This window comes from Klebsiella sp. CN_Kp075 (assembly GCF_040065055.2).
GTDB classification, from domain to species: Bacteria; Pseudomonadota; Gammaproteobacteria; order Enterobacterales; family Enterobacteriaceae; genus Klebsiella; species Klebsiella aerogenes.
In genome coordinates, this window is sequence record NZ_CM198050.1 from 1,775,097 (window position 1) to 1,787,517 (window position 12,421).

12 protein-coding genes are annotated in these 12,421 nt (G+C 53.0%); 9 read left to right on the top strand and 3 right to left on the bottom strand.

The window, feature by feature from the left end; genetic code table 11:
• Nucleotides 1-183 precede the first annotated feature (183 nt).
• Together yoeI and plaP are read left to right on the top strand one after the other, a co-directional pair.
• Complete coding sequence (gene yoeI / locus ABLV78_RS08390) at nucleotides 184-246, top strand: membrane protein YoeI (RefSeq protein WP_098949253.1); 63 nt, start codon at nucleotides 184-186, stop codon at nucleotides 244-246.
• Nucleotides 236-1,594, top strand: coding sequence for a putrescine/proton symporter PlaP (gene plaP, locus ABLV78_RS08395; protein WP_015365827.1), 1,359 nt, complete (start codon nucleotides 236-238; stop codon nucleotides 1,592-1,594). Before yoeI ends, plaP begins: the two co-directional genes overlap by 11 nt.
• Before the next feature lie 104 nt (nucleotides 1,595-1,698).
• Here plaP and ABLV78_RS08400 read toward each other — a convergent pair whose 3' ends face one another.
• The gene (locus ABLV78_RS08400; RefSeq protein WP_047045928.1) at nucleotides 1,699-2,010 is read right to left on the bottom strand and encodes an ArsR/SmtB family transcription factor; all 312 of its coding nucleotides are present in this window, start codon (nucleotides 2,008-2,010) and stop codon (nucleotides 1,699-1,701) included.
• 238 nt (nucleotides 2,011-2,248) lie between these two features.
• Between ABLV78_RS08400 and fusA the strand changes: the two genes are divergently transcribed.
• Complete coding sequence (fusA, locus tag ABLV78_RS08405) at nucleotides 2,249-4,351, top strand: elongation factor G (protein ID WP_047045925.1); 2,103 nt, start codon at nucleotides 2,249-2,251, stop codon at nucleotides 4,349-4,351.
• 38 nt (nucleotides 4,352-4,389) lie between these two features.
• Here the strand turns inward: fusA and sbcB are convergent, their stop codons facing one another.
• A complete protein-coding gene (gene sbcB / locus ABLV78_RS08410) occupies nucleotides 4,390-5,811 on the bottom strand; it encodes an exodeoxyribonuclease I (RefSeq protein ID WP_059355882.1) in 1,422 nt (473 codons plus the stop codon).
• Between the two features lie 155 nt (nucleotides 5,812-5,966).
• The gene (locus tag ABLV78_RS08415; protein WP_047045923.1) at nucleotides 5,967-7,115 is read right to left on the bottom strand and encodes an acyltransferase family protein; all 1,149 of its coding nucleotides are present in this window, start codon (nucleotides 7,113-7,115) and stop codon (nucleotides 5,967-5,969) included.
• Between the two features lie 386 nt (nucleotides 7,116-7,501).
• Here ABLV78_RS08415 and dacD point away from each other — a divergent pair, with 386 nt between their 5' ends.
• The 6 genes from dacD (at nucleotide 7,502) to cobS (ending at nucleotide 12,394) form a co-directional block, all read left to right on the top strand.
• A complete protein-coding gene (dacD, locus tag ABLV78_RS08420) occupies nucleotides 7,502-8,668 on the top strand; it encodes a serine-type D-Ala-D-Ala carboxypeptidase DacD (protein WP_015365831.1) in 1,167 nt (388 codons plus the stop codon).
• Between the two features lie 151 nt (nucleotides 8,669-8,819).
• Nucleotides 8,820-9,290, top strand: a complete 471-nt coding sequence (gene sbmC, locus ABLV78_RS08425; RefSeq protein WP_047036583.1) for a DNA gyrase inhibitor SbmC — start codon at nucleotides 8,820-8,822, stop codon at nucleotides 9,288-9,290.
• A gap of 101 nt (nucleotides 9,291-9,391) precedes the next feature.
• A complete protein-coding gene (locus ABLV78_RS08430) occupies nucleotides 9,392-10,450 on the top strand; it encodes an FUSC family protein (RefSeq protein WP_045391654.1) in 1,059 nt (352 codons plus the stop codon).
• Nucleotides 10,451-10,618: 168 nt separating this feature from the next.
• Nucleotides 10,619-10,942, top strand: coding sequence for a DUF496 family protein (locus tag ABLV78_RS08435; protein WP_015365834.1), 324 nt, complete (start codon nucleotides 10,619-10,621; stop codon nucleotides 10,940-10,942).
• Between the two features lie 172 nt (nucleotides 10,943-11,114).
• Nucleotides 11,115-11,657, top strand: a complete 543-nt coding sequence (gene cobU, locus ABLV78_RS08440) for a bifunctional adenosylcobinamide kinase/adenosylcobinamide-phosphate guanylyltransferase (RefSeq protein ID WP_047045919.1) — start codon at nucleotides 11,115-11,117, stop codon at nucleotides 11,655-11,657.
• A complete protein-coding gene (cobS, locus tag ABLV78_RS08445) occupies nucleotides 11,654-12,394 on the top strand; it encodes an adenosylcobinamide-GDP ribazoletransferase (RefSeq protein ID WP_047045915.1) in 741 nt (246 codons plus the stop codon). Before cobU ends, cobS begins: the two co-directional genes overlap by 4 nt.
• The last annotated feature ends 27 nt before the right edge of the window (nucleotides 12,395-12,421 follow it).

Consider the following 12,421-nt stretch of genomic DNA (forward strand, 5'->3'; position numbering starts at 1 on the left):
ATTAAGCCAGAAGTTGTTGCAAAATACGCAGCCTGAAAACCAGAGACTAGCCGACGCTTTTTTTAAAGTGTCGGTTATTTTTTTGGTCGAAAGACACATCATTCAATACCAAGAGGCCGGGCTTCGTACCGGATAGATATTTACTAAAAACCGACAGTCGTTGTCGCTGAGGAATAGAAAGAAATGGGGCAATTTTTTGCTTACGCGCTGGCCTTCGCCGTAAAAGGGGATAACTATGTCGCATAACGCTACTCCAAATACCTCTCGCGTGGAATTACGTAAAACCCTTACGTTAGTTCCGGTTGTAATGATGGGCCTGGCCTATATGCAGCCGATGACGCTGTTCGATACGTTCGGTATCGTCTCTGGTATGACCGACGGCCACGTGCCGACGGCCTACGCCTTTGCGTTAATCGCTATTCTTTTTACTGCGCTGAGCTATGGGAAGCTGGTACGCCGCTATCCTTCCGCGGGTTCAGCGTATACCTACGCCCAGAAATCCATTAGCCCGACCGTTGGCTTCATGGTGGGTTGGTCCTCTCTGCTCGACTACCTGTTCGCGCCGATGATCAATATCCTGCTGGCGAAAATCTACTTTGAAGCGCTGGTGCCTTCGATTCCATCGTGGGTGTTTGTTATCGCGCTGGTCGCATTTATGACCGCCTTTAACCTGCGCAGCATCAAGTCCGTCGCCAACTTCAATACCGTTATCGTGGTGTTGCAGGTGGTACTGATTGCCGTGATCCTCGGCATGGTGGTGTATGGCGTATTTGAAGGCGAAGGCGCCGGTACGCTGGCCAGCAGCCGTCCGTTCTGGTCCGGCGATGCGCACGTTATCCCGATGATTACCGGGGCGACGATACTCTGCTTCTCATTTACCGGCTTTGATGGCATCAGCAATCTGTCTGAAGAGACCAAAGATGCAGAACGCGTTATTCCGCGCGCTATCTTCCTGACTGCGCTGATTGGCGGCCTGATCTTCATTTTTGCTACCTACTTCCTGCAGCTGTACTTCCCGGATATCTCGCGCTTTAAGGATCCGGATGCCTCACAGCCTGAAATCATGCTGTATGTGGCAGGTAAAGCCTTCCAGGTGGGCGCGCTGATCTTCTCCACTATCACCGTGCTGGCTTCCGGTATGGCGGCGCACGCTGGCGTTGCGCGCCTGATGTACGTAATGGGCCGCGATGGCGTATTCCCGAAAAGCTTCTTCGGCTACGTGCATCCGACCTGGCGCACTCCGGCGATGAACATCATCCTGGTTGGCGCGATCGCGCTGCTGGCGATTAACTTTGACCTGGTAATGGCGACCGCGCTGATTAACTTCGGCGCGCTGGTGGCGTTCACCTTCGTTAACCTGTCGGTTATCTCGCAGTTCTGGATCCGCGAGAAACGCAACAAGACGCTGAAAGACCACTTCCAGTATCTGTTCCTGCCGATGTGCGGCGCTCTGACCGTAGGCGCGCTGTGGGTTAACCTGGAAGAGAGCTCGATGATCCTGGGTCTGATCTGGGCCGGTATCGGTCTGATTTACCTGGCGTGTGTAACCAAAAGCTTCCGCAACCCGGTACCGCAATACGAAGACGTTGCGTAATCACGCTTTATGCTAACAAAAGCCGGAGGGAAACCTCCGGCTTTTTTGTTTCTGGCGTCCGCTGAATATCCCCGGTGGCGGCCGGGGGGCAGGGGATGGAGCGCTTACTTCTCCTGTCGCATCACGTTAAGCAGCGTATCCAGCAGTCCTGGAAAGCGGGCATCCAAATCGTCGCGGCGTAGCGAAATTAAGTTTTCCCGCCCCTGAGGACGTTGCCAGATCACGCCGCTGTCGCGCAGTACCCGCCAGTGGTGAGTCATGGTGGATTTAGCGATATCTTCTTTGCGTAGCGCGTTACAACTCTGCTCGCTGCCGTCGGCGAGCGTGCGAATGATTTCCAGCCGCAAGGGGTTACCCAGGGCAAAAAGGACATTTTCCAGGCGAATTTGTTCACGTTCGGGGTGATTGGCGATCATAATATTCCTGTGTCGGCGGTTGTGCTGTTTACGCGAACAGCAGTCCGTATCGGCGGCTGGCGGCTAATATACCCAAACTCCTTTTCTTGCGCCACGCGCGCCGTCGCAACCTGACCGATAACAGTGATAGAGAAAACAGTTCGAATATACTCGTACAGTTGTACTATTATAGATGCCGTAAACCTAACCGCGGCGGATTTAGCCGCTCATTGACAGTCAAAATGACTAAGGACGCATCATGCCCCGACCCATCCCCCTCGAACGTTATCGCAACATCGGTATCTCCGCGCATATCGATGCCGGTAAAACCACCACCACTGAGCGCATTCTGTTTTACACCGGAATGAGCCATAAGCTGGGTGAAGTACACGATGGCGCGGCAACTACCGACTGGATGGCGCAGGAGCAGGAACGTGGGATTACCATTACTTCCGCAGCGGTAAGCTGTTTCTGGCCCGGGATGGACCGCAGCTTTGAGCCCCATCGTATTAATATCATTGATACTCCGGGGCACGTGGACTTCACTATCGAAGTAGAACGCTCGATGCGCGTGCTGGACGGCGCGGTGATGGTCTATGACTCGGTCGGCGGCGTGCAGCCGCAGTCGGAGACCGTCTGGCGGCAGGCCAACAAGTATCATGTACCGCGACTGGCTTTCGTCAACAAAATGGACCGCCCGGGCGCCGATTTCTTCCGCGTGGTGCAAATGATGATCGACCGCCTGAAGGCCAATCCGGTGCCGATTGTGATCCCCATTGGCGCCGAAGAGCATTTCACCGGCGTCGTTGACCTGATAAAGATGCGGGCCATTCAGTGGGATGATGCAACGCAGGGGATGACGTTCAGTTACGCGCCTGTACCTGATGACCTGCTGGCGACGGCCCGGCAGTGGCGGGAAAAAATGGTCTCGGCCGCGGCGGAAGCCAGTGATGAGCTGATGGATAAATATCTAGAGAGCGGTGAACTGAGCGAAGCGGAAATTGTGGCCGGACTACGCAAACGCACGGTCGGCGGCGAGATCCAGCCGGTGCTCTGCGGTAGCGCTTTTAAAAATAAAGGCGTACAGAGGATGCTCGACGCGGTCGTTGAATTCATGCCGTCGCCGCTGGATATTCCGGCTATTCAGGGTATTGATGACAAGGGGCAACCGGCGGAACGTCACCCGAGCGACGATGAGCCGCTGTCGGCGCTGGCGTTTAAACTCATGACCGATCCCTACGTCGGCCAGTTGACCTTCATTCGCGTCTATTCCGGGACGTTGAAAAAGGGCGATGCGGTTTTTAACCCGGTGAAGGGCAAGAAAGAGCGTATCGGGCGTATCGTGCTGATGCATGCCAACGATCGCCACGAAGTCGACGAGCTGCACGCCGGCGATATTGCCGCCTGTGTTGGTCTAAAAGATGTCACGACGGGCGATACGCTATGCGATCCGGATGCGGTCATCACTCTCGAGCGCATGGAGTTCCCGGAACCGGTCATTTCGCTGGCGATTGAACCGAAGACTAAGGCCGACCAGGAGAAAATGGGCATTGCGCTGCAGCGGTTGGCTTCCGAGGATCCGTCGTTCCGCCTGCACACCGATGAAGAGTCCGGACAGACGATTATCTCCGGGATGGGGGAGTTGCATCTGGAGATTATCGTCGACCGTATGAAACGCGAGTTTGGCGTTGAGGCGAATATTGGCCGTCCGCAGGTTACCTATCGGGAAACCATCCGTAAAACGGTGAAGGATGTGGAAGGTAAATTTGTGCGTCAGTCCGGCGGTAAGGGGCAGTATGGGCACGTCGTGCTGACACTGGAGCCATTGGCGGCGGGGAGCGGCTTTGTATTTGAAGATGCCACCAAAGGTGGGGTGGTACCGCGTGAATACATTCCTTCTGTGGAGAAAGGGCTGCGTGAAGCGATGGGCGCCGGCGTGCTGGCGGGCTATCCGGTCGTCGACGTTAAAGCGACTCTGACGTTTGGTTCGTATCATGACGTCGATTCGTCCGAGATGGCTTTCCGTATGGCGGCAATTTTCGGCTTCAAGGAAGGGGCGCGAAAAGCGGACCCGGTGATCCTGGAGCCGGTGATGCACGTCGAGGTGGAGACGCCGGAAGAGTACGCGGGGAATATTATGGGCGATCTCTCTTCCCGTCGCGGGATGGTGCAGGGGATGGAGGAGCGTTTCGGTAGCCAGATTATTCGTGCCGATGTGCCGCTGGCCGAAATGTTCGGTTATTCTACTACGCTGCGCTCGATGTCGCAGGGCCGCGCGACCTATAGCATGGAGTTCCATCATTACGCGGAAGCGCCGCGTAACGTGGCCGACGATATCATCGCCAGCCGCGCGAAAAGTTAAGTCAGTATTCCCGGGCTACGGTTACGGCCTGGCCCGGGTTAAACGATTTCCTGCGCATATTGCCACAGCGCTTTCAACAGGGCCTGTTTTTCACTATCGTCAGCATACTGTTGATACAGCATCTGCAGTTCATCGGCATAGGCCTGCAAAAATTCCGGCGTAAAGACGTTACGGCGGTGCTCTAACCAACGCTGCTGTTCGTTTTCATCAAGCGTACCGGGGAAGTTACGCGCGCGGTAGTTAAACAGCAGGCGTTCAATGCGTTTATCAGCAAAGGTAATATCCAGCGCCGGCAGATTTCGGGGTTCGGTTTCCAGCACAATTTTCATCGCCGCGCGATCGGCATCGCTAAAGAATCCGTTGTAAAGTTGGGCGTCAACATTATCCGATGGCGTGAACGGTTCGGCTTCGGCATACAGCGCGACTACCTTTTCGCGTACCTGCGGATTTGCGCGCAGCAGTTGGGCGTTATCCAGGCAGCGCTGAATATTAATACCTAAACGGTCGGCATCCTGCGGGCGCAACGTATTGGCCTGCGCCAGCACCGGGCATTTATTTAAATGTACCAGCTTAATTGGTGCTGCCGGTAAATCACCGATTTCATCTCGTGGAGTATACAGGCGTTCGCGCAGTGTATCGGCATCGAGCTCCAACAACGGCGACATATCCCCCGCCAGATCAACCATAATCACCGCATTGCGGTTATCCGGATGCCAGGCTAGCGGCGCGACCAGGCTGGTGTTGCCGCGGGCGGCTCCGAACATACCGGAAACGTGGACTAGCGGTTTTAACTGCGGCACGTCGATCAACGTCGCCAGCTTGCGTTTATTACGATGACTGTACAGATATTCAAACAGACGCGGCTGATGGGTCTTCACCAGTTTCGCCATCGCGATGGTGGCGTACACATCGGCCATCGCATCGTGGGCATTACTATGCTCAATACCGTTTGCGACGGTCAGATGCTCAAGGCGGAAGCTTGGCAATCCTTCTTCGTTTTCCGGCCAGTTGATACCTTCCGGACGCAGGGCATAGCAGGCGCGCATGACATCCAGCAGATCCCAGCGCGAATTATCATGCTGCCAGCTCCAGGCATAGGGATCGTAAAAGTTGCGATAAAAAATATTGCGACTGACTTCGTCATCAAAGCGGACATTGTTATAGCCGACGATACAGGTTTTCGGCACCGTGAACAGATCGTTGATGCGGCGGGCGAAAGCGGCCTCGTTGTCACCTTTGGCCAGCGCTTCCTGTGGCGTAATACCGGTAATCATTACCGCCTGCGGCTGCGGCAGATAGTCGTCCGCAGGCTTGCAGTAGAAGACTTCCGGTTCGCCAATGACATTCAGATCGCTATCGGTGCGGATGGCGGCGAACTGCGCCGGTCGGTCGAGCGAAGGGCTGGTTCCGAAGGTTTCGTAGTCGTGGAAGAGGAAGGATTGTTGTTCGCGGTCAGCCATAATTGAAATGTAATCGCTCTGATAATCTATTTGATAGCCTGATTTTCCCTTATTAACATTGAAGGCGCAACTAAAGTTTGTCGCGGTTTTTAATGTCGTGGCGATATTATTTTTAAATAATATCGCCACGTCCTCACATTGTTTATAGCCGTTGTTTAAGCCGCTTCATTCACTTTTATGCTGTTAGGCTTAATAATTTTACGACCCAGTGCAATTCCTCTCTTCTCAATGTATTTGTATAGATTGATGGCAATGCTATAAGTTATTGGTAAAATTATCACAGCAGCAATAACAAAACGGAGCAATGCAGGAAGTTGCACGTAGGACTGATGTTGAACAAGCCATCCAATCATCGGAATAACAATCATCAAATGCAACAGATATACCGAATATGATACGTCACCGAGGAACTGACTGAAGCGGGCGGAAAGTAACTTTCTGCTAAAGAAGACAATACCTTTTAGTGGCGATTTATCGCTATGAGGCATCAGAAGAATCGACATCCCAAGGATTATCATAACCTCAATGATCATACGGATAGGTGAAGTAAAGTAACCCATCAAAAATGCAGCGAGTGGAGAAAGTAATGCAACCATAACGTAGATCTTACGGTTCTCTGCTACGGCTTTATAGAGCAACATTCCTGATGTAAATAAAGGTAGCTTGAATAAAATCATCGAGGGCATCGGGAATGCTGCGAAATATCCAGGGAAAATAAATGCAGCCATTACGCACATTACAATCAATGCCAGGCAAGTCCTAATGAAACCAATCCCCATGACCAGCATCATGATAAACGGGAAAAGGGCATAGTATTGCATTTCAAGCCCAATACTCCAGTCAGGAAGGACTGTCCTGAATGAATAATAAGGAAGGAAACCAAAGGTGAATGAGATGTGCGTTAACACGTTCGCCATTGATGAGTCGGTATATCTCGCGGTCTCAGTTTGCGTTTCAGGCCATGCCAGCGCGATAGCATCCCGGTAGTGACCAAAGGTTTCACCGAAAATAAATGCCACAATTAGAAGGACATAATAAAGCGGAGCGATTCGGAAAAAGCGCCTTGTCCAAAATGAAGTTACCGTTTTAACGGACATCCAGGGTTCGACATGCTGCCTTTCAATGTAATTTTTAGCCATCAGATAACCGGACAGCAAAATGAAAAGATCGACGCCAAAATCCGGGTTGCTCAGGATAGGGATGTTGCATCGTGTCAAAATACAAATGTGACCGAGCAGGACCCACAAGGAAGCGTAGCCTCGTAAGCCATCAAGCTCAGGAGACCAGTTTTTATTCTGGCTCATCGTTACACCAATGAATATGTTTGTGAATTAGATGTTAATAGATAATATATGATCAGTTGAAATGTCTACATAGGAATTGTTTATGGAAAGTATTTAAGAATAACCTCATGAAGGTTTTTCATATTAATTTTTTATGACATGCATTTTTAGGTTTTTTCTTAATTACTTTTTGTGTTTGAGTGTTTTTAAATCCCATGCTAATTATGGGTGTTAATAGCCTCGTTAAAATAAATGGCGTTCTATTAGATAGGTTAGTTGTTATGCTTTTTATTCATTATGAGCATCGATAAATCTACCATGTCATATTTTCTTGCAATTTAACCCTGATCTCTCAGGCGAACTTCCGTAAAAAGGACGGCGAATCTGTAAATCTTGAGGATATGCCGTTGAAAGGCCGTTTTTTATTTGCTGTAACTTTGCTCGCTTCGAGCGTTTCCTGCGCATTTGCCGCTGCTGATTTGCCCGTCACCGTGACGCCGCCTTCGATCCAGGCCGGTTCCTGGGTGCTGATGGATTACACTACCGGTCAAATCCTGACCGCCGGTAATGAACACCAACAGCGTAACCCCGCCAGCCTGACCAAACTGATGACCGGCTACGTCGTCGACCGCGCCATCGACAGCCATCGTATTACCTTTGATGATATGGTCACCGTCGGCAAAGACGCCTGGGCCAAGGGCAATCCCGTGTTTAACGGTTCTTCGCTGATGTTCCTTAAAGCGGGCGATCGCGTTAGCGTCCGCGATCTTAGCCGCGGACTGATCGTCGATTCCGGTAACGATGCCTGCGTCGCGCTCGCTGACTATGTCGCCGGCGGTCAACCGCAGTTCGTCGCGCTGATGAATAGCTACGTTGAAAAATTGCATCTGAAAGACACCCATTTTGAAACCGTCCACGGACTCGACGCGCCTGGCCAGCATAGCTCCGCCTATGATTTAGCGGTGTTGTCGCGGGCGATTATTCACGGCGAGCCGGATGTCTATCACATGTATAGCGAAAAAAGCCTGACGTGGAACGGTATCACCCAGCAGAACCGTAACGGTTTGCTGTGGGACAAAACCATGAATGTCGATGGTCTGAAAACCGGCCATACCTCAGGAGCGGGTTTCAACCTTATTGCCTCTGCGGTCGATGGACAGCGTCGTTTGATTGCCGTGGTGATGGGGGCCGATAGTCCAAAAGGGCGAGAAGAGCAGGCGGCTAAGCTGTTGCACTGGGGCCAACAGAATTTTGACACCGTCCAGGTGCTACAAAAAGGTAAGCAGGTTGGCGTCGAACATATCTGGTATGGCGACAAAGAGCAGATCAAGCTCGGCACCGATCAGGACTTCTGGCTCGCGATCCCGAAATCTGAAGTTCCACGTATCAAAGCAAAATATGTACTGGATACTAAGGATCTGGAAGCGCCTATCGCCGCTAACCAACGCGTGGGCGAAATCTCGCTTTACGATGGCGACAAAGTGGTCGGTCATTGGCCACTGGTGACGCTTGAAAGCGTTGGCAAGGGCGGGATGTTTTCCCGTCTGAGCGATTATCTGCATCACGGCATTTAATCTCCGCACCCATGGGCCCGCCGCGCTCTGCGGCGGGCTTCATTCATTTCGCGCTTGTGGCGACTCTGTGAATCCGCGCACATACTGTTGTTCATCCGCCTGCTAAATTTGATGTATATTTATACAGTATTCTATCAACACTGGAGGCGCTATGAACTACAGCATTCAATCTCTCGACGCCCGCAAGATTGCCGGGTTTCATATGGTTGGCCCGTGGGAGCAGACCGTAAAGCAGGGGTTTGAACAACTGGCGGCGTGGGTCAGTCACCACCAGGTGCCGGCGCAGGAGTGGGTCGCGGTTTATTACGATAATCCGCAGCAGGTGCCCGCGGAAAAACTGCGTTGTGACACCGTTGTTACCGTGGCGGATGATTACGTCATCCCGCCGAATAGCGAAGGAGTCATCCTCACCGCGATCGCCGGCGGCGACTACGCCTGCGCCAGCGCGCGGGTCATTAACCATGATTTCTCCACGCCGTGGCTGCAGTTCTTTGACAGCCTGCTGGAGAGCAGCGATCTTCAAATTGCCGATAAACCCTGTTTTGAAATCTACCTTAACGACGGCAACCAGGACGGTCACTGGGATATTGAGATGTACGTAGCGGTGAATCGCGTCGGCTAATAAACCTTTATCCCTGATTTTGACAAGGTTTCTTACACTAGCGCAGTGCGCTTGCGAAAAAAGCGGCTACAATTGGCTTTTTCTGTTTGCCGGAGCAGGCCGTGCGCGCTGATAAATCACTTAAGCCATTTGAGATCCGACTGTATCGTCATTACCGAATTGTGCACGGTATCCGCATCGCGCTGGCTTTTGTTCTGACCTTCTTGCTGGTGCGTCTACTGAACGTGCCGGAGGGCACCTGGCCTTTGATCACCCTGGTGGTGGTGATGGGGCCTATCTCTTTCTGGGGCAATGTGGTGCCGCGGGCCTTCGAACGTATTGGCGGCACTATCCTTGGTTCGGTATTGGGGCTGGTAGCGCTCAAACTTGAGCTTATTTCACTGCCAATCATGGTGCTGTGGTGCGCGGTGGCGATGTTCCTTTGCGGCTGGCTGGCGCTCGGCAAGCGGCCCTATCAGGCGCTGCTTATCGGCATTACGCTGGCGGTGGTGGTGGGCGCGCCGCCGGGCGATATGAACACCGCGTTGTGGCGAAGCGGCGATGTTATCTTTGGTTCACTGTTGGCGATGCTGTTTACCGGTATCTGGCCGCAGCGGGCGTTTTTGCACTGGCGCATCCAGATGGCGAATTATGTCACAACGTTTAATCGGCTGTATCAGGCCGGTTTTTCGCCAAATCTGGTTGAGCGCCCGCGGCTGGAAAAACATCTTCAGAAAGCGCTCAATGACGTGGTGAAAATGCGCGGGTTGATAACCCCGGCCAGCAAAGAAACGCATATTCAGAAAGCAATCTTCGAAGCCATCCAGACCGTCAGCCGTAATCTGGTATGCATGCTGGAACTGCAAATCAACGCTTATTGGGCCTCTCGTCAGGGCCATTTTGTGATGCTTAACGCCCAGACTTTGCGCGAAACCCAACGGATGACCCAGCAAACGTTGCTGACTATCGCCCATGCCCTGTATGAGGGAAACCCGCAGCCTGTTCGCGCCAACACCGAGAAGCTCAACGAGATCGTGGTCGAGTTGCGACAGCTTATCAAAGAGCATCAGGACGATAATCTGTCGGAAACGCCGATTCACGGCTATGTTTGGCTGACCATTGAGCTGGCGCGCCAGCTTGAGCTGCTGTCGCACCTTATTTGCCGCGCGCTGCGCAAATAAAAGGCAGATACGTGCGCGAAGTGAACAGGTTGCTTCGATTCAGCAGCATTTAGGGTTATGATAAACGCAAAGGAAAAAACATTGTCATCAGCGACTGCTAGCAGTTATGTTAGCCCTATAGGGCAGTCGCTTTAGCGAATCCGAATCTCAAATATTAGGGGTGTAAAAATGGAAACAACTAAGCCTTCTTTCCAGGACGTTCTGGAGTTTGTTCGTCTGTTCCGTCGTAAGAACAAACTGCAGCGTGAAATTCAGGACGTTGAGAAAAAGATCCGTGATAACCAGAAGCGTGTCCTGCTGCTGGACAACCTCAGCGATTACATCAAGCCGGGTATGAGCGTTGAAGCCATTCAGGGTATCATCGCTAGCATGAAAACCGACTACGAAGACCGCGTTGACGATTACATCATCAAAAACGCCGAGCTGTCGAAAGAGCGTCGCGATATCTCCAAAAAACTCAAAGTGATGGGTGAAGCCAAAGTCGGCGAATAAAATACCCACTTCTTCCGGCGGCATAGCAGGCCGCCGGATTCCTCCATCTTCCCGCCTTAAACCTCCGTATAAGCATCGCCCTTTAAGCCGACAGTTTGTTATACTGCCGCTGTGAACTTATTGATACCGGAAGGGTTTATCACATGCAGTCCCAGCTTCAGGTACCGCCGCGATGATACTAATTACCGGCGGCGCGCGTAGCGGCAAAAGCCGTCACGCCGAATCTTTACTCCAATCCTGCGCGTCGGTGCTCTATATCGCCACTTCAGCCGTTATTGACGATGAAATGGCCGCACGCATTCAACATCACCGTAATAGCCGTCCGGCGCACTGGCGTACTGCAGAGCGCAGCCGTGACCTGGCGCCACTTATTACCCCCGATAATGCACCCGATGAAGCCATTTTGCTTGAGTGCGTCACTACACTGGTCACCAATATTCTGTTCGCTGAAGGTGGGGAAACGGATCCTGATGAATGGGATTACGCAGCGCTGGAAAGGATAGTCATGCAAGAAACCACTCTGCTGATTGCTGCCTGCCGCGCCTGCCCGGCGCCGGTGCTGTTGGTCACCAATGAAGTGGGGCTGGGAATAGTGCCGGATAACCGGCTGGCGCGGCATTTTCGCGATATTGCCGGGCGCGTGAATCAGATGCTGGCCGCGGCCGCCGATGAGGTGTGGCTGGTTGTTTCAGGGATAGGAGTCAAAATCAAATGATTAAATCGTTCTTCGCCACGCTTTCTTTTATGAGCCGCTTGCCGGTTCCGGCCCGCTGGTCGCAGGGGCTGGAAATCGATCAATATGAGCGCGGGATCGTCACTTTCCCACTGGTGGGGTTATTACTTGGCGCGATTGCCGGGCTGGTGATGCTGGCGCTTCATGCCTGGTGCGGCCTGCCGTTGGCCGCGCTGTTTGCCGTACTGGCGCTGGCGCTGCTGACCGGCGGTTTTCATCTTGATGGCCTGGCGGATACCTGCGATGGGATCTTTTCCGCCCGCCGCCGCGAGCGGATGCTGGAGATCATGCGCGATAGCCGGTTGGGGACGCACGGCGGACTAGCGCTGATCTTTGTGCTGGTGGCGAAGGTCTTCGTCATTAGCGAACTGGCGCTGCGCGGTACCTCGATGCTGGCGACGTTGGCTGCCGCCTGCGCCGTGGCGCGTGGGATGTCGGTGCTGTTGATGTACCGCCAGCGCTATGCCCGGGAGCAGGGGCTTGGTAACGTATTTATTGGCAAGGTGACTTTCCGACAGACCGTCATTACCCTGGCGCTATCATTGGCGCTGGCAACGCTGCTGCTGGGCCTGCATGGCCTGCTGGCTGCGGTGATAACGCTGCTGGTGATATCGGCGCTTGGTCAGGCGCTGAAGCGCACGCTGGGCGGGCAAACCGGCGATACGCTTGGGGCGGCCATTGAACTGGGCGAAGTTATCTTTTTACTGGCGTTGCTATAGAGCATATACCGCGCTGACAGGAAGCAT